The following is a 24,425-nucleotide window of genomic DNA, read 5'->3' on the forward strand; positions in this document are numbered from 1 at the left end:
AAATCACTATCTGGACCAGTATAGTTGAGCGCCACCAAGGGGTTTTCTGCCCCTTAGCAAAGTGCGGGTATAATCTCCCGTTTACCAATTCTGTATGAATTATGAGTCACACCGAAGCAGATAAAAGCCTGGGCGCTTTACAGGCCCGAATCTCCGGCTGTATGGGGCGGGACCGCTACCAGCTGTATCGAACGGTTAAAAATGTGCGCCGGCGCCAGAAAGAGGGCAAGCCGGTCGATCGTATGTTAGCCCAGCTGGAACAGCAGCTGCAGGTTTCACAGTCTTTGGCAGAAGAGCGCCGGGGCAAATTGCCCGAAGTGCAGTGGCCGGAGTCGTTGCCGGTGGTGGCGCGGCGTGAGGAAATCGCCGAGCTGATCGAAAAGCATCAGGTTGTTGTTATCGCTGGTGAAACCGGCTCCGGTAAAACCACCCAGTTACCCAAAATCTGCCTGTCCCTGGGGCGGGGTATTTATGGCCAGATTGGGCATACACAGCCACGTAGAATCGCCGCGCGCACAGTGGCCAATCGAATTGCTGAAGAATTGCAGCAACCTTTGGGGGAATCAGTCGGTTACCAGGTTCGTTTTACCGACCACAGCACCGAGCACACTCATGTCAAATTGATGACTGATGGTATTCTGCTGGCTGAAATTCAGCGCGATCCGCTGTTGAATAAATACGATACGTTGATTATCGACGAGGCCCATGAACGTAGCCTCAATATTGATTTTCTACTGGGCTATTTAAAAACCATTCTGCCCAAGCGCCCAGATTTAAAACTGATTATTACCTCAGCTACGATTGATCTAGAAAAATTCTCTCAGCACTTTGATGACGCACCGATTATCGAAGTATCCGGTCGCACTTACCCGGTGGAAATTCACTATCGCCCGACGGCAGATAGCGATGCAGACCTCAATGAGCAGGTTGTCGCAGCAGTTGAAGAGTTACTGCATGAGGAAAAGTCCAGCAGCCGGCGCGGCGGGGACATCCTGGTATTTATGAGTGGTGAACGGGAAATCCGCGAGTGTGCCAAGGCTTTGCGGGATGCGCAGATAGCTCAGTTAGAGATACTGCCCTTATATGCTCGATTAAGTCTGGCAGAACAGGCTAAGGTCTTTCACGGTCATAAAGGTCGCCGCATTGTTCTAGCCACCAATGTGGCGGAGACCTCCATTACGGTGCCGGGAATTCGCTATGTGATTGACCCGGGTACTGCGCGTGTCAGCCGTTACAGCTATCGCAGCAAAATCCAACGATTGCCCATAGAGCCGGTTTCACAGGCCAGTGCCAACCAGCGCGCTGGCCGCTGTGGTCGTGTCAGTGCCGGTGTCTGTGTGCGTTTGTACGAAGAGCGGGACTTTGCTCAGCGTGCAGAATTTACCGATGCGGAAATTCTGCGCACTAATCTGGCAGCGGTAATCCTGCAAATGTTGCAGCTGCGTATCGGCGATATCCGTGAGTTTCCCTTTGTCGATCCGCCCGATCCGCGCCTGATCAATGACGGCTATAAATTGTTGCAGGAATTACAGGCCGTCGATGACCAGGGCAGAGTAACCAAACTGGGCCGCGCACTTTCACGTTTGCCGCTGGACCCACGATTGAGTCGAATGTTGCTGGCCGGTGCGGACAATGGCAGTGCGCGCGAATTATTAATTATTGTCGCCGCCCTGGCCGTGCAGGACCCGCGCGAACGCCCGGCGGAAAAGCGCCAAGCGGCGGATGAAAAGCACCGACAGTGGCAGCATGAGCAATCGGATTTTCTATCCTTTGTGCAGCTATGGGATGCCTTCGAGACTCAGCGCCAGGAACTGAGCCAAAACCAGCTGCGCAAATGGTGCCAGAAAAACTTCTTATCCTGGCTGCGAATGCGTGAGTGGAGAGATATTCACCACCAATTGCGTGTGGCTTGCCGGGACCTCGAAGTCAAAGAAAACAAAGAACCTGCGGAGTACGAGGCAATACACCGGGCCATTGTCGTGGGTTTACTCGGTAATATTGGCGGTCGAGATGAGAATAAGGAATTTATCGGTTGTCGTAATCGTCGCTTCCATATTTTCCCCGGCTCCGGCCAGTTTAAAAAACCTCCGCGCTGGGTGGTTTCCGCTCAGTTATTAGAAACCAGCCGCTTGTTCGCCCACACTGTTGCGAAAATAGAACCGGACTGGGTGTTGGCTGCGTCTAAGCACCTGGTAAAACGCAATTATTTTGAGCCCCACTACGATGTCCGCTCTGGGCAAGTAATGGCTTTTGAAAAAGTCTCTCTGTACGGCTTGGTACTGGTAGAAAAACGCCGTATTCCCTATGGCAAGCTGGACCCGCAAATCGCTCGGGAAGTATTTATTCGCCAAGCATTAGTGGAACAGCGTTATCGTGGCAAGGGTCGTTTTTATAAGCACTACATTGATCTGTTGAAATCCCTGGAAGAGTTGGAAGCCAAGTCCCGTCGCCGAGATATTTTGGTGGACGATGAAGTGGTTTATCGCTTTTTCGATGAGCTAGTTCCCGCAGATGTCGTCAACCTGGCCGGGTTTGAGCATTGGCGCAAGAAAGCTGAAGCCAGTGATCCGCAGTTGCTGTTTGTCCCCCGTGAGTTGTTGATGCAGCAGAGTGCTGATCACGTGGGTGAGGCGCAATTCCCTAACGAACTGCAGGCTGGGGGTATTGTTTACCCACTCCGTTATCACTTCGAGCCTGGCAGTGTGGATGATGGCGTCAGTATCCAGGTGCCCGTTGGGGCGTTACATCAGGTGCCTGCCGCTCGACTCTCCTGGTTGGTACCTGGAATTTTACGAGATAAATGTATCGCCCTAATAAAAGCCCTGCCGAAACAGTGGCGCAAATACTTTGTACCGGTACCGGCGGCTGTGGATAAGGCCCTGCCGCGACTGCGCGCAGACAATACTCCCCTATGGCAGTCGCTGGCCTTGGAGCTGCAACGTCAGACCGCTCAGAAGCTACCTGAAGATGCCTGGGAATCTGCGGAACATTCCTTGGAAGATTTCTACCGCTTTAATATTCAGGTGTTGGATGAGTCAGGAAAATTGCTGGATCAGGATCGCGATCTCTCGCTATTGCAGGCACGCTATCGCGACCGGGTACAGCAGGGATTGGCTAATGCGGGCGATAGCTTCGAGCGAGATGATATTACCAGCTGGGATTTTGGCGAACTGCCGGAAACTCATACCCTCGATCAGGGAGGGCTCAAGGTACGCGCCTATCCGGCGCTCGTAGAAGCTAAGGAAAGTGTTTCCTTGAAATTGCTGGATAATCCCGCTGAAGCGCGACGCCTGAGTCGTGCTGGGATCTGCCGACTGGCTCTGTTGCACTTGCCCGAGAAGGTGAAATATCTACGTAAAGAGCTGTTGCGTGGCAAAGAGTTGGGGCTTTCCGCCGCAGATTTGGGGCGCCGCGAAGAAGTGGCAGACGATATTCTGATGGCTGCCGCGCGTGAAGTCTTCTGGGGAGATGAAAACTGGCCACGCAGTGAAGCTGAGTTTCTATCTGCACTGGAGAAAGAGGGTGATTTGGTGGGAGTGGCCCAGGAAATTGGCGACCTTTTGGTCAAAGCCCTGGGGCAATTGGTCCCCCTGCGCAAGCAGATCAAACAGCAAAAGAACCTGGCAGTCGCTATGGCGGTGGGGGATATCCAGCAGCAATTGGCAGGACTTTTCTACCGGGGTGTCTTGTTTGATACCCCTCTGCAATGGTTGCGCCAGTATGGCCGTTATCTCAAGGCGATTTCTGTGCGTCTGGAAAAGGCGGCCCTCGATCCAAACCGCGACCGCAAGTTGCAAGTGGAGTACCACAAGGCTGCCGAGTCTTTCGATAATCAGATAGAGAAGTTTTCGAGGAGTGAGCTGGCATCAGAGCCTGCGCTGGTAGAGTATCGCTGGATGCTTGAGGAATTCCGTGTGAGCCTGTTTGCACAGACGTTAAAGACTCTAATGCCGATCTCCGCCAAGCGCCTACACAAAGTTTGGATAGAAATTGATGGCATGGAGCTGTTCGGTTGAGTACTGCTTAGCCACAGTTCACAAAAAAAATTGTGGCCTTGTGTAATATTTCCCAAACTGGCCCGACAGATGAATGAGAGTCGGTAAGCATACGCGGCATCATTAAATATGTGATGGCTGTGAGCCGGTTTCACAATATGACGGTTTTTCAGTGCGCATCATTATACTGTTGCGGGACATAGAAAAAGTCATAGAGAGTTATATTACATTGGGTATTAGTTAGGAGATTCATTATGAACAAGAAGCATCTTTCCCCTGTAGCAGCTGCTGTTGGTGCTGCTTTTATTGCAACTGCTGCGATGAATGTATCTGCATCCACCGCTGAAGCTAACCCGTTTGCCGCTGCTGAGCTCACCTCCGGTTATAACTTGGCTCTGGCCGATCACGATGACAAGGAGAAAGAAGGCAAGTGCGGCCACGGCAAGAATAAAGAAGGTAAATGCGGCGAAGGTAAAAAGAAAGAAGGTAAATGCGGCGAAGGCAAAAAGAAAGAAGGTAAATGCGGCGAAGGTAAGTGTGGAGAAGGTAAAAAGAAAGAAGGTAAGTGCGGCGAGGGGAAATGCGGTAACTAATACCCCAACACGCGCGATTGGGGCGGCACTGTGTTAAGGGCCGCCCCAAGTACTTTTCACTATCACTAGAGGCAAATAGCGGTGCGTAATTATCCAGTGGAGGGTGCCGGTCTCGGGCTGCGTCGCTCTATGATGGGTGAAGAACTTTCATCGGGTGCGGTGGATTTCTTTGAGGTGGCGCCGGAGAATTGGATTGGCGTCGGCGGGCGCTATGGCCGCTGGTTTCACCAGCTCAGCGAACGATATCCATTTATCCTACATGGCCTGTCTCTATCTATTGGCTCGTCTGACCCGCTGGATATGGACCTGCTTGCTTCGATCAAGCAGTTTATCCGCGATCACAATATCCGTCTTTACAGCGAGCACTTGAGCTACTGCTCAGATAAGGGCCATCTCTACGATTTATTACCCATCCCCTTTACCGAAGAAGCGGTAATGTATGTCGCCGAGCGAATACGCATTGTGCAGGATACCCTGGAGCAACGTATTGCCATGGAGAATGTCTCCTATTATGCGGCGCCGGGTCAGGAGATGAGTGAGCTGGCATTTTTGCAGGCGGTCCTGCAAGAGGCGGACTGCGACCTTCTGCTCGACGTAAATAATATCTATGTGAATTCAATCAATCATCGCTATGACCCCCTGGAGTTTTTGCGCGGGCTTCCCTCCGAGCGTATGCGTTATGTACATGTAGCCGGGCATTACGATGAGGCGGATGATCTGAAAGTGGATACACACGGTGCTGCAGTGATTGATCCCGTGTGGCAGTTGTTGAACAAAGCCTACGAGATACACGGTGTCATGCCGACCTTGCTGGAGCGCGATTTCAATATCCCACCGCTGCCGCAATTGTTTCAGGAAGTGGAACAGATCAAGAGCATTCAGGCCTGTCACCGAGAAGAAGAGAGCTATGTCATCAGTCGCCGATAAGACAGCCAGGTTTCAAGGCTTACAGCGGGCTTTAGCCAATCACCTACGCGCCCCTGATCAAGTTGAGGCGCCAGAGGATATTGAGGACCGGCGAGTTGCCATATATCGGGACCTGATTTACAACAATATCGAATCTTTTATTGCCAGTGGTTTCCCTGTATTACGCAGCCTCTACAGTGATGAGCACTGGCACAAAATGGTGCGTGATTTTGTTCAGCACCACACTTCCAAGAGCCCCTACTTTCTGCAGATTAGTGAGGAGTTTCTCACTTACCTGCAACAGGAGAGGGAACAGCGGGAGGAAGACCCAGCGTTTCTATTGGAGCTGGCTCATTATGAGTGGGTGGAGCTGGCGCTGGATGTGAGTACTGAGGAGATTCCCACCGACCTGGATCGCCAGGGAGATTTATTGACCTCTATTCCGGTGGTGTCACCGCTGGTGTGGAGTCTCAGTTACCGTTTCCCGGTGCACCGTATCGGTCCTACCTATCAGCCCCAGGAGCCAGCTGATTCTCCCACCTTCTTGCTGGTCTATCGCGACCTTAGCGATGAAGTCAGCTTTATGGAAATCAATGCAGTAACCGCACGACTATTGCAGTTGGCCTCAGAGGGTGATGTCACAGGGGAGCAGCTCTTGGCACAAATTGCTGCCGAGCTACCGCAAGTCGATAGCGAAGCCCTTTTCGGCTTCGGTATTGAGTTACTCCAGAAATTACTGGATAACGGAGTGATCGCTGGTTTGCGGCCTCAGGCGACAGAGTAGATCGGCCGGGCCTAGGATTTCTGGCGCAAATTACCTTTCTGTGACAGCGTGTGCTTGCCTGAAACTGCGGCATCTTTGATGAATACCAGCTGCTATGCTGCCGAGGGTGGTTTACAGTTTGCGGGGGCGTTAGAATCCTTGACCTTGAAATTTGTTAGAAGAGGAGCAGGGTTTTGCTAGGACGCAGAGATTTATCGCCCTGGTTGATGGCCGCATTACTGGCCATCTCCCCTATGGGCGCTTTGGCGACACAGGACCCATTTGGTGACGCCGCCACTCCCTCAGCCCAGCCTGAGGCGGTAGAGCAGAATGACGTTAGTGGTGAGTCCAATGGTTCACTACTGGATGAGTATGGCTTTGACCCCGCGGAAGAGTTTGAGAGTGAGGAAGGTGAAGACTTTTCTCTTCGCGATCCCTGGGAGGGATTTAACCGCGCCATATTCAGCTTCAATGACGGCGCGGATCGCTATGTGCTAAAACCGGCGGCTGTGAGTTATCGGCAGATTACCCCGATATTTGTACAGCAAGGTGTAAGCAACTTTTTCAGTAATCTGGCTGAAGTAACCAATACCTTTAATGGTGTGTTACAGGGCAAGTGGGGCCAGGCGGGTAATGACGCCGGTCGTCTGCTAATCAATACCACCATTGGTATTGCCGGTCTTTTTGATGTTGCCAAGCATATGGGCTTGGAGAAAGGTGACGGTGAGGACTTTGGCCAAACTCTAGCGGTTTGGGGGGTACCCTCTGGTCCCTACCTGGTGTTGCCACTGCTAGGGCCCTCCACGGTGCGGGATACGCCAGCTAGAGTGGTGGATTACTACACCAATCCTCTGACCTATGTGGAGCACGATCCCACTCGCTATACGCTTAAGGCTACCGATATTATCCAGAGTCGCGCTAGCCTGCTGAAGGCTGAATCCCTTCTGCAGGGTGATCGCTATATTCTGCTGCGCGACGCCTACCTGCAGCGCCGCGACTTCTTGATTGTGGATGGTGAAGTGGATGTGGATACCGCGACCGAAGCTGCCGAGGCAATCGATCAGGGGGAAGTCGAAGAGTCCAGTGACTACTGAGCAACAGCTAGTTAACCCTCTTTCCAAAAGAGCCTGCCATGGCCGGCCCCAGTAGCCTGTTACTGACCGATGATGAGCGCTCCCGCAATTTCTTGCGTGGAGCGCTTTCGCGTCAAGGGCTTTCAGTTGCTGTAGCTGATAGTGGCCAGCAAGGCATAGAACAATTTACTCCCGAACTGTTTCAGCTGGTTATCGTCGATCTACTCCTGCCCGATATGGATGGGTTGGAGGTACTGCGCAAAATCAAGCTCCGCTCCCCGGCGACGGCGGTTGTAATGATTGCCGAGCAGGGTGAGCTTCACGAAGTATTACAGGCCATGCGTCTGGGGGCCTGCGATTATCTGATCAAACCCATTCAACAGGCTGCATTGATCGATAAAGTAATCTGCCGTATCACCGGCGCGGAAAACCTCGCCCAGCAGAATATTGAGTACCGCAACACCCTGGAGCAGCGCAATAGCGAGCTGCGCGAGCACGTAGAAGTATTGCGCCGTGATCAGGAGGCCGGTCGCTTGCTGCAGCAGCACCTGTTGCCACGCAGTCCCTATTTTTATCCCGGCGGCGTTGAGGCCGCCTACCGCCTGATCCCCTCTCTGTATCTCAGCGGCGATTTTGTCGATTACGGTTTGTTCGGCGAGCGCTTTGTGGCGTTTTATCTGGTGGATGTCTCAGGGCATGGGGTGTCCTCCGCATTGGTTACGGCACTGATCAAAAACAGCGTGATGCATCGCCTGCGTGAGCGCCCTTTGTTTTCCCAACTGGAGTCCCTGGACTCCGACTTGTTGGAAGTTTTGGAGTTGATTAACCGCGAGCTCTTATCCACAGGTATGGGTAAACACGCCAGCATGTTTATCGGTGTGGTAGATACCGCCGCTAGCCAACTGCACTATGCCGTCGCCGGACAGATTCCCATGCCGGCGCTTGCCAGTGTCGCTGGCGCCGACTGGCTGCCGGGCAAGGGGCGGCCCTTGGGCATTTTTGAGCGGGGTGACTGGCAGGTAATGTGTGCCGAGCTGCCCAGCAGTTGGCGGTTGGTGGCCTGCTCCGATGGTGTACTGGAGTTACTCGAAGGCGATTTACTGCAAAAAGAACAGCGGTTACTAGAGTTGATAAGCGCTACGGGCGGTGAGTTGGGAGTACTGTGTGAGAGCCTGAAAGTGGACACTTTTGGCGCATTACCCGATGACATTACAATTCTTACCCTTGCCCACGTTTAGAGGTGGCATTTCTGCGACTAAATAGTCGAATTTCATGCCCTAGCACTCTTGTCAGTCCCAGCAGTCAGGAGTAAGCTCCGCCCATCCTATGCACAAAAGTGCCGAGGCGGCAAAACCGCCGCAAGCATTTTTGCTCTATCAGTGAACTTTCGCCATCCAGTACACTTTAATCCACTGAGTGTGTTCGGGTGAGCCAGGGGTTGTTATGCAGTCCGGGCAAATTATGGTTGGGGCCCACCAGGGCGTTTACATCATTAAATTGATGGGCGATGTTCGCCTCAACCTATGCACTTCTTTCGATAGTTTTATCGATAATATGTTTGCAAGCAGTGACTTTGCCGGTGTGGCCTTTGACCTACACGGTGCCGAGGGTGTGGATAGCACAACCCTGGGGCTGATGGCCAAGATCGCGATTCGCGCCCAGGAGCGCGGCTGCCAGAAGCCCTTGGTATTCCTTGCCGATAGGGGTATTCAACACCTGCTAGATGCGATGGGTTTCGATTCCCTGATGGAAATCAGTGATGAGAAACGTGATTTCTCCGTGGAGACAACACCGCTGGTCTGTAAAACCCCGGATGAATGTGCTGCTCGGGAGAAGGTGTTAGAGGCACACCGGGTGCTGATGAGTATGAACGAGCAGAATGCGGAAACTTTTCGCGATCTGGTCCATACCCTCGAGCTAGAATGTGGCTCCCACAGCAAGTCCTCCGCGCACCTGCACTGAGATTTAACAAACACCCTCCTTCAAAGTTTTAACACCCCGGCAAAACTTTTCAGCTACTCCGCATGTCTCTAGCTTCCGCCCGTGCGCGGGTAAAGAGTCCGTGGGGAAGGTAAATTAACTCGGAAACCCGGCGGATTAGATGCTCTTCAAAAGCCTCGATCACATCGTCGGAAAAAGCCACCTGCCACATCTGCCGAACCAGCAGGTACTTGTCTCGCTCGCTGAACTGGTCATTGACGGCCTGGGTAAACTCAAACAGGGAAGTGGCTCGCTCCCTTTGCTCTATGGCTTCATCAATAATCTCTGCCGCCGCATGGCTACTCAGCGCGTAGTGTTGGCAAAGTAGTTCGATCAAAGTGTTACGTTCGCGCGGGTCTAGCTTTTGATCCACAGTAGCCACTTCAACCAGTAAGGCGGCACTGATCATTCGCACGTCTTTTTCATCGTGCATTTCGACATCGGCACTGTTGCCAATCTGTTCAAACAGCTTACGGATTTGTTGCAGCATCAGTTTCCCGGCGTCCCATCACTTGGCTCTGCAGCAGCATTTCGAGCCGCTCCTGGTCTTTGACAAAATTACGGATACCCTCGGCGAGCTTTTCTGTGGCCATGGCATCACTGTTGAGTTGGTAGCGGAATGCTGCTTCGCAGAGTCGCCCCTCAGGGCGTGGCAGCGGTTCGTTGACCGTGGGAAGCCCACCAACCAATAAACCCTCGCTCTCTTCCAGAGACTGGAGTAGCTGAGGGCTGATGGTTAAGCGATCGCATCCGGCCAGCGCTTCGATCTCCTCCGTGTTGCGGAAGCTGGCGCCCATCACAATGGTGGAGTAGTCGCGCGACTTATAATAATGATAGATATTGCGTACCGACAGTACACCGGGATCCTCTTCACCGCTAAAGGCTTTGCGGTCCCCATTGGCTAGATGCCAGTCGAGGATGCGGCCCACAAAGGGAGAGATCAGTGTCACTCCAGCTTCGGCGCAGGCAATCGCTTGGCTCAAACAGAACAGCAGGGTGAGGTTGCAGTGAATGCCCTCCCGTTCCAGTATCTCTGCTGCTGCTATTCCCTCCCAGGTGGCGGCGACTTTAATTAGTACTCGCTCCCGGGCTACGCCTTCGCGCTCGTACAGGGCCACAAGGTGTCTGGCGTAATCAATAGTGGCGCGAGTATCGAAAGACAGGCGCGCGTCCACCTCGGTAGAGACTACCCCAGGGATCAATTGCAATATTTCACTGCCGATACTGACAGCCAGCTTGATTGCAGCCAGCCGCGCTGTTTCAGAGGAGTTAGCGCCACTGTGGTGGTGAGTTGCCCAGTCCAGTGACTCTTGGATCAGGCCCTTGTATTGGGGCAGTTGGGCAGCCTTAAAGAGTAAAGAGGGATTGGTGGTGGCATCCTGGGGGCGATAGCGGCGTATGGCATCAATATCGCCAGTATCTGCTACCACCTGGCTGCGCTGTTTGAGTTGATCCAGTTTATTCATCGCGATTCCCTCGATAGTATTTGGCTTCCCTTCCTATGAAATACTGGCCTTCCAAGTTAAGCCGCTTGGGTGACCAGTGACAAAGCTTGCTCCACAACCTCAGGCCCTGCCCCTTTCTTGTGAGCATTTTCACTCAGATGACGACGGAAACGGCGTGCCCCGGGCAGGCCCTGAAAGAGCCCGAGCATATGCCGGGTAATATGGTTGAGGCGTTGACCACTTGCCAGTTCTCGCTCGATATAGGGCAACATCTGCTCGACCACTTGCGCGGCATCGGGTCCTTCATTTTCTCCAAACAACACACTGTCCACTTGTGAAAGAAGTGCTGGGGTCTGATAGGCGGCGCGACCGAGCATAACACCATCTACCCGCTGTAAATGTTGCTGGCATTCTTCCAGAGAATTAATGCCACCATTAATGATGACTTGCAGCTGTGGGTAATCCTTTTTCAGCTGGTAAACCATATCGTAGTTAAGCGGTGGGATTTCGCGGTTTTCCTTTGGGCTGAGGCCCTGCAGCCAGGCTTTGCGGGCATGGACGATAAATGTCTCTGTGCCGATGGCTGCCTGCGCCTCCACAAAACGGGTCAGGCCAGGGTAGTCTTCCATATCGTCTATACCGATACGGTGTTTGACTGTGACCGGAATAGACACTGAGTCACGCATTGCAGATAAGCCGGCAGCTACAACATCTGGTTCCGCCATCAGGCAGGCGCCAAAACGTCCAGACTGAACCCGGTCACTGGGGCAGCCGCAGTTGAGGTTGATTTCCGCATACCCCCACTCCTCGGCAATTCGTGCGCACTCCGCCAGCTCGCGCGGGTCGCTACCGCCGAGCTGCAGGGCGACAGGTTGTTCGGCAGCGTCAAATTGCAGGTGGCGCTGGCGATCTCCGTGCAAAATTGCCCCAGTGGTCACCATTTCGCTATAAAGGCGAGCGCATTTACTCAGTAGGCGCCACATATAGCGGCAGTGACGGTCACTCCAATCGAGTAGTGGCGCGGTGCAAAAGCGGTGGGGACTGTAATCAGACATAAACTACGATGTAAAAGACTAATAAAAACAGAGTAGCCCGCCATTATATGGGATGTAAAACAAAGACCCCATAGTGTTAGGGTACATTGCATAAAAGAGAGGGGGCAGAAGTGGGCTAGAGGGTGGCTCAATATACTTGAATGCTTTATAAAAAACTGAGTGACAAAGTTAGCTCGCCCTCAGAGTGAGAAATTAAGGTAATTGGGAGTTGGTAGGAGTAATTCAATCAATATCTTAACTCTGTAAATTCGTATTTAATATTTTCTTCCAGTTGCTTATCGATTTGTACCTTTTAGAAATTAAATGGGTTTTATCTTCTCGCGACAACGTTAAGAAACAGTCATATATAACACTTGACTTAAATCTCTAAAGAGTGGATTTTTTGTACTTTGGTGCGAGATGGGTTAATAATTGGTCATGTAAATTTCAACCATATCGCACTTGTGAGTACTACCTCTTGTTACTTATTGTGTAGTGCTTCAGGGAGTAATTGGTATTAGCAGAAAAATAATAATTAGACTAAGTTCAAGTGATTAAAAGTCTTGGTTGCAACAGTGGAAACCATACCATCTTCGATGGTCAATTTTTTATGCAAATTAAAAAGTGAAAATTGGTATTGGTCCAGCTTTATTGGTTGTTAAGTATAAGAGTGAAAAATGTTCAGTATAGATATTACAATGTCACCGTCTAAAGATGAATCCAATATATTAAGTCAAGGTATTATCGACTTTAACCAAGCAAGTGTTCCTGGGCTTGAGCGAAATGAAGATGAGGTTAAATTTACAGTTTTTGCTAGAAATTCCTCTAATGAGATAATTGGTGGTATCCGTGCTTCTTGTTATTGGAATACTTTGCATATTGAGTTGCTTTGGCTTTCGGAAGAGTGCCGAGGCCAAGGTGTGGGTGCGGAACTTGTAAAAAACGCTGAACTTTTCGCAAGAGAGAAAGGGTGTGAGAAAGCATTGGTTGAGACAACAAGCTGGCAGGCAAAGCCATTTTATGAAAAAAATGGCTATGAGCACATGGCAACCTTGTCCGGTCGCCCCAAGGGGCAAGCATCGCATTATTTATCTAAAACACTATAAATGGATCTAGGTATTTACAGACTTCTAAATGCTGTTTAGATAATTTTAAAGATTGCGCTCCCTTTCTGAGGTGCTGGACGTATTAATGTGTGAGGAATAGTTTTCGCTTGGGGGGCCCTTACCTTGCAGGGTGGCTTGTAATTTTTTAGCCAGCTTGCGTGCGGTGGCGCGGTAGCTGGTAAGCTTGCCGCCGGCAACCGCGAGAATACGAGGCTTGCGCTCATTATCACTGCAAATCATGGATTCCCGCGAACGGGCGAAAGGACTTTTTTCCGCTTCCGGTAGAACCCGCAATCCAGCATAGCTATCACATATATCCTCCACCTGTAGGCTGCGTGTCTGGGAAAAATACTGCTGTACCGTACGTAGCAAATAAGCCTCCTCTTCCATGGTGGGAACCACTTCCCGTGGATCGCCGAAGAAGGGGCGCTCTGTGGTGCCAACTAAGGTTTTGTCTTGCCAGGGCATTACGAAGACTGCTCGATGATCTTCGGCTTCCACATAGAAGATCTTATTGCCGAGCGACAGTGGCAACAATATGTGGGTGCCAGCGACAAGGTCTATAGGAGGTAGGGTTACAGAGGGAGAACAGCGCGCGTTGGTGGTCGCTACCCAGGGGCCGCTGCAATTAACCAGGGCGCGGGTGTGTAGAGTATTGAGTTTGCCGTCGGCAACGTAATCAACCCGCACCCCCTCCTCGGTAACTTCCGCCCCAACTAAACTGCCGGGACAGATGATTTGCGCACCATGCGCAATTGCTGAGGCGACTACATCACGGGTTAGGGCGGCATCGTCTGTTTGCGCATCGTAATAGCGAAATACTGCGAGTAGATCCTCCTGCTTAAGGCCAGGTAGGGTATCCCATTCGGATTTGGGTAAAGCGCGAAAGCGCGAGGCCTCACTGCCGATACCCGAGAGGAGCGCGTAAAGGCTAAGCCCCAGTCTGACCATCCATGGTGGTCGTTTGCTGTCACGGTAAATAGGAATATAGAAGGGCACCATACGCACCAACTGCGGCTTATTTTCCAGCAGCCAGTGACGTTCGCGCAGGCACTCATAGACAAGTCGGAATTGACCGCTCTCGAGGTAGCGCAGGCCCCCATGGATAAGCTTGGATGAGCGTGAGGAGGTGGCTGCGGCGATGCCGAGCTGTTCCAGAATCACGACTGAATGCCGTTCCTTGGCCAGGGCCTCTGCGGTGCCTGCGCCAAGAATTCCCGCGCCAACTACCAGTACATCAAAATCCGTAGACATCACTCGCTTCCCAGGAGCGCATCAATAGTGGCAGGTTGCCGGTGAGGATATGGTGCGCACCTCGCTTTCGCCAGAGTACAGCTTCTTCAGCAGAGTTAATTTCATAGACAACCCACTGCCAGGGGCCAGGGGGTAATTCTTCGCAATCGACGAAGCTGTCGCGAATCAGCAGAAACTCCGGGGCGAGAGTGACGATATCGGCAGACAAGCAACGTGGAACGCTGTTGATTTGCAAGGCCACCCTATGCCAGCCCATGCTGCGGGCGGCCCGAAGACTGCGACAGTCTTTTGTGAGCAGCGCGAAGGACTCGCGTTCGTTACGCATTAACTCCATGAGCTTCTTTACCGCGGCTGTAAAACCTATGTTGGTGATATTGGCTGCGGAGATGCCTACAAACCAATCCAGGTGCCGGTGACAGCTGGCCCAGTCCACTAATTTTATAAAGGAGTCGATAGGCAAGCGGTTGAGTTGGGAGTCCCTTAGATCGTGGAAGAAATGTTGGCGCTTATCACTTGGCATAGGCAGTGTATCGCTATGGTAGCACCAGGGAGTGCCATCCAAGCTAAAACGGACATCGCACTGAATGGCGCAGGCGCCCAGATTATGGGCCGCCTCGAAGGCGGCGATGGTATTCTCCGGGTGGCGGGTTTTGTCGCCTCGGTGCGCGATTAGCATGTGAGTCAAATCCGGAAAGCAGGCGTTATTGTCGAGTGGATATAGGCGCTTAGGCGCTCTGTAACCCAAGGGTCAAATGACCCAGGCTGGAATTGGGTCTTACAGGAAAAATAGACCCTGGAGAGGTTGTTGCAAGTAGAGTTGGGCGGAAATTTCAATGCTCAAGTGCATTCCTCAAGACTAGGGAATAGCCAGCTAAACTTAAGGTGTGCCCTTTAGATGTCTGTGCAGCTGTGGCATAACTGCGCTGTTAAAGAGGTATATAGCCCCCGTGAGTAGTAAAAGACGTATTCTGCTTTTGGCAATTTCCACCACTGTGCTAGCGTTAGCGGAGCATGTACAGTCTGCAGGACAGACTGCCCAGGCAACTTCACAGATAGTGCTGAGTTTTACACCTCAGGTGCAGTGGCGTTATGAGCGAAGCAGGGAATCGGCAAGGTTTTGTCTACGCAACATACCGGCCAAACATTTTCGTTTAACAGGCGAAGCTCTGCTGTCTTCCTCTGAGCAGCGTGTATATTATTCAGGTGCTGATAAGTGCCTGGAAACAAAGTCCATTGAGAACTTTTCGGGAGTGATGATTTCAGCGGAGTAATCATTTCAAGAACAAATCATTTTTGAATGACTGGCTCTGAGTTAATTCTTTTGTATGGGGGTGAATTTCTGTAGGACTCCCTGAGTTGGAACAGAAATATGGCAAGAGTATTACAAACAGCCATATAAATTCGATGAATGCAGTTTTTAAAATAATGGTTAATTTAGGTGGATGATAGAGCGATGAAAAAAATACTGCTCTCTTTCTTGTTGCTATTGGGGCAGCCCGCACTGGCAGCCATGTCCCTGGATAAAATAATTTTCTATCTTGATGATGCTCCCAATGCGCGTGATGACGTGGTTATCACTAATCCGGATAAAGAGACCCTGTATGTTCAGACAGAAATATTTCGGGTAGATAATCCCGGGCTAGAGAACGAAGAGCGCATTCGAGTGATTAACCCGGATGAATTCAGGTTGTTGGTGAGTCCGGCCAAGGCCATATTGGCGCCAGGAGAGCGGAAACGTTTTCGTCTAATGGCGTTGGATAGAGATTTAAAGGAAGAGAAGGTCTATCGGGTTACATTCAAGCCGGTAGTTGGGGAGGTTAAATCGGAGCAAACCGCACTGAAAATTCTTGTGGCCTACCAGGCATTAGTATTTGTTCAGCCTGAGGATGGAAGTTACCAGCTGGAGTTACAGGCCGACGGGAGTCAACGCTACTTAAAGAATACCGGAAATATCAATGTTGAAGTGGTTGAGGCTCGCCATTGCCCAAGCGAGGGTGAGTGTCAAAAGCTTGATATTTCAGGTCGTCTTTATGCTGGAACAAGCCTGACGTTAGAGGGCCTTCCCACCGAAGGTGAGTTGGAGGTTTTACTCAGAGGGCGTGATAGCGAGCGAGTGCGCCTTCCCTTGGGTGGTTAAGAGTCATTAGCTAAGATTTTACTGACTTGGTGATATAGATTAAATACGATAAGGGGATATCTAAGGCCTGGTTTGGTATCCCTCTTATAATATCGAAAGTGTATATCTGATTCAGAGCAATGATTTTTTTCAGTTTTAAGAAGGAAGCTCATTGTTGTTTTATGTCTGGGGTTTAATCTAAGCCAATCATTCAAACTCTAAATGAACTGTTGGTAGGGGCCTGTTGGTATAGAAAAGCCGAAGTCCTCATTGCACATGGCTATTGGCTAGTAACTGTCACGGTGAGAACATCGGTGTATTTCGATTCATTTGCCCTTTCCCAGAAGGGCGAAGGTACCGTAATCGTGATTCTGGCATTATTGCTGAGGCATTCTTCTGGCGCTGAGCGGTTGAAAAGACCTGGAATGCGCCCGGATGCACCGGGTATTGAGGGAGTACTTCGGTGAATATTATCTGAGAAACTGGCTATATAGGGCATGTGTTCACTGATACCAGTAAGTACAAAGGCTCCCGCACTGATCCCCCCACTACTTGACAGGGATACGGAGTACTGACTAAAGCCGCTGCCACCAACACAAAAGTCTTCATGGCCAACAATATCTTGCCCGGGTGAGACGCCCATATTACTAAGAAAGATATCGTCGAGTTGCTTGATATAAATTTTGGGTTGAATTTTTAATACTATCGAAAAATCTATTTTTTGAGTTTTTCCAGACTCTGTCTGCGCTATCAATAATTGGAAGTTTCCTTGATAGCTATTAGAGGAAAAATTTCTAGGTCTAACTAGCTTTACTCTCAAGTCTGCATTGGCATCGTTATTAGTACCCGGAATGTCTTGATAAACTGTACCGGGGTTGAATGTAAAGGATCTATGATGTGGCGCTGATAAGGCCAAAATTATATCAACAGCTTCTCCATTTTCTGCATATAACCTATAGAACCCCTCACGCTCGGGTTGAATTTCCAGTGAAAAGGGAGTGGCTGAGCTGTGCTTCTGACTGCGAAAAGTAAAATGGATATCCTGATGCTTCCCTTTTCCATGTATTGTGTGCCATCCAGATAGATTGCAGATACGTAGATGGGAGTCACCTAGACAGTTTGCAAGGCTGCTATTTGACAGGTAGAGTAAAAAAATAACTATTAAAAAATTATTAATAAATTTTCTTGATTTTTTATTGGGTGTCATTTGTTTTAGCAGTCTGTGAGATTTGACAGTTGGCTGAACTTTCATCAATAACCCCGAGGTTTAACCAATCTTCACTGGACTCCACAACCTCAACTTTGGCATTACAATCAAGCCAGGTGACTTCTAGATGTGAAGGGGGTTCGTCAGAAAGAGGTATTTCCAATTGAAAAACACCAAAACTATCTGTGAGTGTTGATTCTCCCTCAATGGAAATTAACACATTGTCTAACCCCTGACCCTTAGCCATAACTCGACCTACGGTCAGATAGACAGGTTGAATCTTGTAAGTAGCGGTGGTCACACTGCCAGGATAAAGCGTCACTTGATCGGTATTTTCACGGTAGCGAAAGAAACCATCCCCTAGAGGACGAAGTGATATATCGTAGCTTTTAAACGGGTGAAGATTGATCACGGACCTACTATCGCCTTTCGCATAACCTTGGCGGCTACCGTCGATTAATACTTCAAAGTTTTCCCGTTGGCTGCCTTCAATATCTACAATGATGGCACTTTCCAATGAGCGTTCACCGCCCCAGGCTATATGGTCCTTTGTGGCAATGATATTGGTGTTAAAACTCCCAATATAATTTGTAGAGCGGCTATTGTTAACGTCACTATGACTAATGGTGGAGCTGATAAAACCATATTGTCCAGCAAGTCGACTATAGCTTCTTAAATAGTAATCTTCCGGCGTTGCTTCTATAGTGAACTCCTGGTTTACTTCTGCTGCCCAGCGGTCGGCATCACGCCAGCGAGTTTGGACTTCTAGATATTGGTTGTCACCGCTTCCTTGTTGGCGCTCACCACGTAGGTTAAATGAGTTTTGCCAATTTTTATTGGTTTGAAGAAGTTCAATACTCAGCAGTGTATATTTTTCCCCGTCAGCGTCACTGTAGGCCAGATTGGCTGTAGCTTGCCATTTTCTTCCTCGAAATATATTCCTTCGATATTCCAAGGTCCTAAGTTCTTGGGCTTCACTGAATTGACTGTCTAGAGAGAGTGAGTCAGTGTAATTTCCAGGACTTCGATTGCGCTTACTGCGTCTTAGCGTTAGGTTACCACCAAAAAGTGGGGCTCTCAGACTAATACTGCTTTGAGACAACCTATTGCTTAGCAGGGTATATCTATCGGGCTTTACATCATTTCTCTGCTCATCAATCTTGATCCGATAGGCACTCAACATTGCATAGGGCGTTTTTATCAGAGCCTGTAATTTATAGGCGTCTAGACCATTGGACTCCCGAGCCATAGAGGGGGAGAGTTCTAAATAAGAGCTTACCCAGCGACCACCAACCTCCATGAATTGCTGACCTTCTGTGGCTGCTAGTGTAGAGAAAACGCCAAAATTTTTTGAAAGGCGGCGGGCAATATATCCTTGCAGTAACTCTTGCTGATAATGATCCGGCATTCCGGAGGATAATTCAGGTTTTACTGGCATTCCTCCCTGCAGGCTCCAGCGCCACTCACCCGGTGCGGGCAGTTGTGAATCCTTGGTAAAAAATTCAGTAGTATTATTAATTAATCTGCCAGCTTCGTCGTAAATACGAATTTCTATGTTGTAAGCGCCATGTGGTAAGGTAGTGGTATCCAGTAAGTGATTACCAGCTTCCATTAAATCGGAGTGAATCATACGACCATCTCGGTACAGTTCCACCCGACCACGCACTGGCATGTTTATTTCTACCAGGGCGGAGTGTTGATAGCCGATGTCTGTGCGGCTGTACTGAGAATCACGGAGCTCAAATCCGTAGAGACGGTGTAATGATTGGAAAGTACTGAAATTTCCTTTTGGTTGCAGTAATCCCAGGCTATAGGCTTTTCCGCGGAAGTCCCTTTCCCAATGCAGGCTACTGACACGGGTACCAATTTCGTTGGCTGTGTACCAATCCCCGTAAATAGCGCTCTCACCAAATCCAATAATGCTGGTAGCAGATAAAGTAGTTTGTGTGTTGCTGTCTACTTCATCGCTTTGTGCTCCCGACCAGGAACCACTGATATTTTGCACAATGGAAAAACTATTGCTGGCTGGGGGCAAGTATCGGTCGGTCAGGGCCTCTTGTTGAGGAAGTAGCTCTGGTGAGAAAAAGACATCCAATCGATACCTCTCTTCGTCATAGATTACTGCGAAGTATTCTGGATTTATAAATCCACAATCTGTTTGGGAGTTATCACGACAAATTCGATCACTATTTTTTTCCAGTGAAGCCTGTAATGAAAGCAGCAGGCGCTCGGGGTTTAGGCTGACAGGGAGAAGCTTGATAGCCTCCTCAGGTTCTACAAAACGCACGAATTCAGGCTCGGCAATAATTAGCGCCGAGCCCAAACTGCGCCCGCCATAGTACAGGTCTGCCACAATCCTTTGGGGCTTGGTTAGATCTGCAAAACCTGCAGGTACATCTGTGCTTACGAGATGCATTGGTTCTGTTGATACTGCAGTTGTATGCCAGAGCCATAGCGGTAAGAGCATCCAGGGAAACTTCCCGACGTTGCTTTTATTTACCATTACCATAGGGAGGTTGTTCCCTGACCAAAATTATATTTTATTATTTCTATTGGTTATTCTGACGTAACTGTCACTGTCAAAACGTCGGTATATATAGTGCCGCTTAAAACATTGGGATTTTCCCAATTTGCATTTGGAATTAATACTTCAAAGGTGGAGTTATCTGGAGCTCCATTACAGTTGCCAGGATTTTGAAGAATTTGTCCGTTTAGGGCTACACCTTCATTTGTTGGAGAAAAGCTTCCTCCCGAAACATTTCTAAAGCTAACTTGGTAGGGAATATCCGTGGAGCCATTACTTAGTATGTATGCACCGTCTCCATTGAAGCTGTCAAATTGAATCTCGAAGTTTGTGAATCCAATGCCTCGAATACAAAAATCTACCCAGCCCTCGGCATCAGTACTTGGGGCGGGGTCTTCAAAGGTGAGGTTTTCGAGGCCATTTATATCAATCGACTCATTAAACTTTAGCATTATTTCTGTATTGGCCTGATCAGTGGCTGCTAGGGCAAATTGTGCCCCAACGGTGGATATAGCAGCCATCGCCACAGGGATGACACAACCTCTTAACATGTGCTTCATTATTGATGTCCTTTTGTTAAGTGTGAGCGGAGAAGGGTATAGTTGATCTTGCGGCTAAAAGAATAGGGAAAATTTCCCAGTGGGTCGGTAGAAAATAGTGATAATTTCTTATTTTTGGATAAATGGTGCGCCTGAATTGTCACAATATTTGCTTGCCTGGATTTGTGGGGTTTTTAGAGTATTTAAAATGCCGTTTTATATGAATCAAGAGTTCTTATGCGGCGCCCATGGAATTTGAGATAGGTGTTAGCAGAGCGATTCCCATAGAAACGCTAATGAGGGAGGTGTATAAGAGTTTTGAAGGATTAGCGCCAGCTAATGGAGTTTTTTTGGTTGGCGTAATTATTTTATTTAATACTAAAGTTGTTTTACAAAGCTGGCGGTCAGTAAGAAGTTGTAAAAGTTATTATTGGCTACTAACCGTAATTGTCAGTACATCAGTATATACAGGTTCCCCGGCCTGTTCCCAATCTGAGGGAGCAACTGAGATATATACTCTGGCGTTATCAATAGTACAAGCTTCATCTGACTGTCTAGAAAATGATCCCGCGATATCACCCTGACTATTAGGGCTGTTGAACGTGTTGCTGTTTAACGTATTACTAAAGCCAACCGAATAGGTAATATTTTCATTAACTCCTTTGAGGGAAAAAGGCTGAATCCCAGTTCCACCTGTGCTTCCATTGCTGCTAGATAGATTTACGGTATAGCGGTCAAATCCAATGCCGCCAATACAGAAGTCTTCCTGTCCCTCAATCGCCTGGCCGAAGGAAATGCCCGAGTTACTGAGATTAATATCCCCCAGGTTACGAATTGCAATACGGGGCTCTACCTGCAAAACAATATCAAATTCTACTGTTTCGCTATCAACCAGGAAAATAAGGAAGTACTGCTCTAGGGTGATTTGAAAACTACCATTGTAGCGATTGGAGGAGGGCGTTTTAGTATCGTCTATGTTCAGGGTTAAGGAGGCGTTGACATCATTGCTACTACCATTAAAGGGGCCAGCGAGATTGTTCAGTGTGAGTAGCTGAGCATCACTATTGCTAGGGTTTAATGTAAAGGAGATATCCAAAGTGTCGCCATTGTCGGCAGTTAGAGAGTAAGTGCTACCACTTAAAGGAGTGAGCTCCGTGTAGTATGCTAGGGCGCGGCCACTGAATGCGCTGCGACTGCGCAAGGTGAAGGGAACTTCTTGGCTATTGGACTGGTAATTTAGGGTGTGTGTGTCGCCCAGATTACAGGTGCGCAAGCTGTCATTGCTGGAGCAGCTTTGTGCCTTGGCCGGATTATGACAATGTAAAAAAAGAACACCCAGCCAAAGGAGTTTTCCAATTAAGTGTTTAATGCTGCGCACTGGTTAACCCCGCAGTAGTTTCGATGTGGCAGTTGGCCTTGGATTGTTCAATGCTGCCTAGATTCAACCAGCTATCCCCAGAAGACAGAATATTTATGGGAACCTGACAGTGATCCCAAGTTAATGCTTGAGTAAGCAGGCTCTTCTTGTTGGTATTTATACCTAATTGGAAAACGCCGTACCGATCGGTGGTGGTACTGTGTTCACCGATAAATAATCGGGTGTTAGGTAACCCCTCACCCATATCGGTTAGACGCCCCAAAATAAGCAGCTGTTGCTCTATCTGATAAGTTGTGGAACTAACATTACCGGGATATAGGGTGAAGGTTTTACTTTGTTCGCGGTAATCAAAGAAACCATTATCCAATGGGCGCAGAGACAAGTCATAACTCTGAAATGCCGGCAAGTTGATTACAGACCTATCACCGCCTTTGGCATAGCCACGCCGGTTGCCATCAACTAGTACTTCAAAATTCTGTTGGTCGCTGCCATCGATTTCAATAACTACCGCACTTTCTAGTGCGCGTTCACCACCCCAGGCGAAGGTATTTTCTGCAACAATTAGGTTGGTACTGAAGCCACCCAGATAATTGAAAGCCTTGCTATGGTTAACGTTATTAAAACTGAGAGTGCTGTTTAAATATCCGAAGTGGCCGGCGAGATGGCTGCTGCTCTCAAGATAACGGCCATGTGTGCTTTTTTCTGCAGTGATTTGTTGCTCAAATTCTGCTGCCCACAGGTCCCTATCGTGCCAGCGACTCTCCAGAAGCAAGCGCTGTTCGCGATCGCTGTGATTACTGCGCTCACTGTGTAGATTGACGCTGTGCTGCCAGTGTTTGGCGCGGCGTCGGAGTTCTATTTCCAGGCCGGTATACTGCTGCCCGTCGGCCTTATGGTGTGAGAAAGTGGCACTGCCCAGCCACTTAGCACTTTGTAAGAAGTTGCGTTTGAAGGATAGGCTGGTGAGCTTACTCGCATTATCTAATTTGTCGACTTGCTCTCCGGGCAACAAGCGATACCCGCTGTCTCGCTCACGCAAGCGCAGAGAGAGTTGCCCTCCCAGTAGATTGCTCTGTAGAGCCAGGCTGCGCTGCGAGTAACCTAGTGGTAGCAGTTGCAGACCCTTGGTTTGATCAAAATCGGCAGCGTCATCCAGCCTGGTATCAATAGCACTCAGTGTGGCGAATGGGGTTTTCAACAGCGCCTGAACCCTGTGACCATTGCGCCCATCCTTGTTAGTCACTATGCTCGGCGAAACTTCGAAGAAGCCACCTATCCAGCGGGCGCCAATCTCGTAAAGTTGTTGCTCACGGGTTGAGGCTGCCGAGGCAAAGAAACCAAGATTGCCACTTAAGCGTCGAGCTATAGATCCCTGAGCCAGCACATCCTCGTAGCGCTCGGGTAGCGTCTGATAGTTACTGTAATTGTGCGCGGGTTGTCCGGCATAAAAATTCCAGGACCATTCCCCTGGGGCCGGTAGCAGGGAGTCTTTGGTAAAGAACTCTGAGTGGCTGTGCAGCGAGCGCCCCATTTCATCAAAAGTTCGCACCTCAATTTCGTAGGAACCATGCGGCAGGGTGCTGGTGTTTAGCAACCGGTTACCGGCCTCCAGCATTTCTGTGTGGATCAGCCGCTGATCCCGGTAAATTTCCACACGCCCGCGTACCGGCATATTGATTTCCAGTGGGCTGCCCTGCCGATATTTAATGTCTGTACGGCTGAGCTGGGAGCTGCGCATCTCTAACCCATACAGGCTGCTGTGGTTACCGAAATAGTGCCAGCCCCCTTGGGGTTGTAGTAAGCCAATCGAATAGGCTCTTCCACGATAATCCCTGGACCAATGTAGGGCGCTAATCTGATTGTGCTGCGCAGTGGCAGCTGACCACTGGGCGTGAAGGGCGCTCTCGCCAAAGCTGATAATGGTGTTGCCATTCAAAGTGGCGTTATGACTGTTTTCACCGAGATTACTCTCCACACCACTCCAGGCGCCACTGAGGTTTTGAACAATGGAAAATTCACTGGTGGAGGCCGGGAGATAGGGATCGCTGATGGCGGCTTCTTGTGGCAGTAACTTTGCGGAGAAAAATAAATCGAGCCGATAGCGGTTTTCATCGTAGATAACCGCCACCTGCTCAGGCACTAGATAGCCACACTTTCGCTGCCAGCTTGAACGACAGAGATACTGTGAATTTCTGGGCAAAGGATCGGCCAACGCCGCTATTACGGTTTTTCTATCCAATAATTTAGGTAGAAGAGGGAGCAATTGCTCTGGCTCGTCGAATTGGATATGGGTGGGGTCAACAGTAATTGGCGCTGCGCCTATTTGGCGGCCGCCATAGTAGAGGTCTACCAATAACTGCTGTGGTTCGGTCAGTGAATCAAACCCTTCCGGTGCAGAGGTCTCCAGCAGAAAAGTGGCTGCTGTTGTTGCAAAGCTATCGGCGTGAATGGCCTGCGCCAGACAAAATGCCAGCGCATGCCATTGGTTAAGACGTCCTGCCATAAACTGCGA

Annotated in this window: 20 protein-coding genes; 10 read left to right on the forward strand and 10 right to left on the reverse strand. The window is 49.6% G+C overall.

Translation table 11 applies throughout. The annotated features are described in order from the left end of the window. The first annotated feature begins 101 nt into the window (after positions 1–101). The 7 genes from hrpA to ACJJIO_RS13795 all read left to right on the forward strand — a co-directional run bounded on the left by hrpA (position 102) and on the right by ACJJIO_RS13795 (position 9,292). A complete protein-coding gene (hrpA, locus tag ACJJIO_RS13765; protein ID WP_444908779.1) occupies positions 102–4,016 on the forward strand; it encodes an ATP-dependent RNA helicase HrpA in 3,915 nt (1,304 codons plus the stop codon). A gap of 233 nt (positions 4,017–4,249) precedes the next feature. Next, complete coding sequence (locus tag ACJJIO_RS13770; protein WP_252084690.1) at positions 4,250–4,588, forward strand: HvfA family oxazolone/thioamide-modified RiPP metallophore; 339 nt, start codon at positions 4,250–4,252, stop codon at positions 4,586–4,588. An 81-nt stretch (positions 4,589–4,669) separates the two neighbouring features. Then, the gene (locus ACJJIO_RS13775; protein WP_444888087.1) at positions 4,670–5,515 is read left to right on the forward strand and encodes an HvfB family MNIO-type RiPP peptide maturase; all 846 of its coding nucleotides are present in this window, start codon (positions 4,670–4,672) and stop codon (positions 5,513–5,515) included. Then, complete coding sequence (locus ACJJIO_RS13780; protein ID WP_252084691.1) at positions 5,496–6,278, forward strand: HvfC family RiPP maturation protein; 783 nt, start codon at positions 5,496–5,498, stop codon at positions 6,276–6,278. The genes ACJJIO_RS13775 and ACJJIO_RS13780 overlap by 20 nt, the downstream gene beginning before the upstream one ends. A gap of 173 nt (positions 6,279–6,451) precedes the next feature. Next, positions 6,452–7,351 carry an MlaA family lipoprotein gene (locus ACJJIO_RS13785; RefSeq protein ID WP_444908780.1) on the forward strand — a complete coding sequence of 300 codons (900 nt, stop codon included), beginning with the start codon at positions 6,452–6,454 and terminating at the stop codon, positions 7,349–7,351. Positions 7,352–7,389: 38 nt separating this feature from the next. Beyond that, the gene (locus ACJJIO_RS13790; RefSeq protein WP_444908781.1) at positions 7,390–8,568 is read left to right on the forward strand and encodes a PP2C family protein-serine/threonine phosphatase; all 1,179 of its coding nucleotides are present in this window, start codon (positions 7,390–7,392) and stop codon (positions 8,566–8,568) included. A gap of 205 nt (positions 8,569–8,773) precedes the next feature. Next, entirely contained in the window at positions 8,774–9,292 is a 519-nt protein-coding gene (locus ACJJIO_RS13795; RefSeq protein ID WP_252084694.1) for an STAS domain-containing protein, read from the forward strand. A 49-nt stretch (positions 9,293–9,341) separates the two neighbouring features. On the opposite strand, the gene ACJJIO_RS13800 is transcribed toward ACJJIO_RS13795, so the two are convergent. The 3 genes from ACJJIO_RS13800 to dusA are packed head-to-tail and all read right to left on the reverse strand — an operon-like array spanning position 9,342 to position 11,810. After that, on the reverse strand, positions 9,342–9,800 hold the full coding sequence (locus ACJJIO_RS13800; protein ID WP_252084695.1) for a tellurite resistance TerB family protein: 459 nt from the start codon (positions 9,798–9,800) through the stop codon (positions 9,342–9,344). Further along, positions 9,781–10,776 (reverse strand): transaldolase, encoded by a 996-nt coding sequence (gene tal, locus ACJJIO_RS13805; RefSeq protein WP_444883866.1) that lies wholly within the window; start codon positions 10,774–10,776, stop codon positions 9,781–9,783. The genes ACJJIO_RS13800 and tal overlap by 20 nt, the downstream gene beginning before the upstream one ends. 56 nt (positions 10,777–10,832) lie before the next feature. Beyond that, positions 10,833–11,810 (reverse strand): tRNA dihydrouridine(20/20a) synthase DusA, encoded by a 978-nt coding sequence (dusA, locus tag ACJJIO_RS13810; protein WP_444883867.1) that lies wholly within the window; start codon positions 11,808–11,810, stop codon positions 10,833–10,835. A 656-nt stretch (positions 11,811–12,466) separates the two neighbouring features. Here dusA and ACJJIO_RS13815 point away from each other — a divergent pair. Then, positions 12,467–12,895 (forward strand): GNAT family N-acetyltransferase, encoded by a 429-nt coding sequence (locus ACJJIO_RS13815; RefSeq protein WP_444883868.1) that lies wholly within the window; start codon positions 12,467–12,469, stop codon positions 12,893–12,895. Between the two features lie 45 nt (positions 12,896–12,940). Here the strand turns inward: ACJJIO_RS13815 and ACJJIO_RS13820 are convergent, their stop codons facing one another. Beyond that, the gene (locus tag ACJJIO_RS13820; protein WP_444908782.1) at positions 12,941–14,149 is read right to left on the reverse strand and encodes a glycerol-3-phosphate dehydrogenase/oxidase; all 1,209 of its coding nucleotides are present in this window, start codon (positions 14,147–14,149) and stop codon (positions 12,941–12,943) included. Next, positions 14,133–14,825: a glycerophosphodiester phosphodiesterase family protein gene (locus ACJJIO_RS13825; protein WP_444903928.1), complete on the reverse strand. Its 693-nt coding sequence runs from the start codon at positions 14,823–14,825 to the stop codon at positions 14,133–14,135. The genes ACJJIO_RS13820 and ACJJIO_RS13825 overlap by 17 nt, the downstream gene beginning before the upstream one ends. A gap of 271 nt (positions 14,826–15,096) precedes the next feature. On the opposite strand from ACJJIO_RS13825, the gene ACJJIO_RS13830 reads away from it, so the two are divergent. After that, a complete protein-coding gene (locus tag ACJJIO_RS13830) occupies positions 15,097–15,420 on the forward strand; it encodes a hypothetical protein (protein WP_444908783.1) in 324 nt (107 codons plus the stop codon). A 182-nt stretch (positions 15,421–15,602) separates the two neighbouring features. Next, entirely contained in the window at positions 15,603–16,286 is a 684-nt protein-coding gene (locus ACJJIO_RS13835; RefSeq protein ID WP_444888093.1) for a fimbria/pilus periplasmic chaperone, read from the forward strand. Positions 16,287–16,545: 259 nt separating this feature from the next. Here the strand turns inward: ACJJIO_RS13835 and ACJJIO_RS13840 are convergent, their stop codons facing one another. The 5 genes from ACJJIO_RS13840 to ACJJIO_RS13860 all read right to left on the reverse strand — a co-directional run bounded on the left by ACJJIO_RS13840 (position 16,546) and on the right by ACJJIO_RS13860 (position 24,416). Continuing rightward, positions 16,546–17,517, reverse strand: a complete 972-nt coding sequence (locus ACJJIO_RS13840) for a hypothetical protein (protein ID WP_444908784.1) — start codon at positions 17,515–17,517, stop codon at positions 16,546–16,548. After that, entirely contained in the window at positions 17,459–19,888 is a 2,430-nt protein-coding gene (locus tag ACJJIO_RS13845; protein ID WP_444908785.1) for a TcfC E-set like domain-containing protein, read from the reverse strand. Before ACJJIO_RS13845 ends, ACJJIO_RS13840 begins: the two co-directional genes overlap by 59 nt. A gap of 140 nt (positions 19,889–20,028) precedes the next feature. Beyond that, a complete protein-coding gene (locus ACJJIO_RS13850) occupies positions 20,029–20,556 on the reverse strand; it encodes a hypothetical protein (protein WP_444908786.1) in 528 nt (175 codons plus the stop codon). Positions 20,557–20,962: 406 nt separating this feature from the next. Then, the gene (locus tag ACJJIO_RS13855; RefSeq protein WP_444908787.1) at positions 20,963–21,913 is read right to left on the reverse strand and encodes a hypothetical protein; all 951 of its coding nucleotides are present in this window, start codon (positions 21,911–21,913) and stop codon (positions 20,963–20,965) included. Next, entirely contained in the window at positions 21,900–24,416 is a 2,517-nt protein-coding gene (locus ACJJIO_RS13860) for a TcfC E-set like domain-containing protein (RefSeq protein WP_444908788.1), read from the reverse strand. The genes ACJJIO_RS13855 and ACJJIO_RS13860 overlap by 14 nt, the downstream gene beginning before the upstream one ends. Positions 24,417–24,425: the final 9 nt, after the last annotated feature.

It is taken from the genome of Microbulbifer mixtoriginis (SeqCode) (assembly GCF_052467235.1).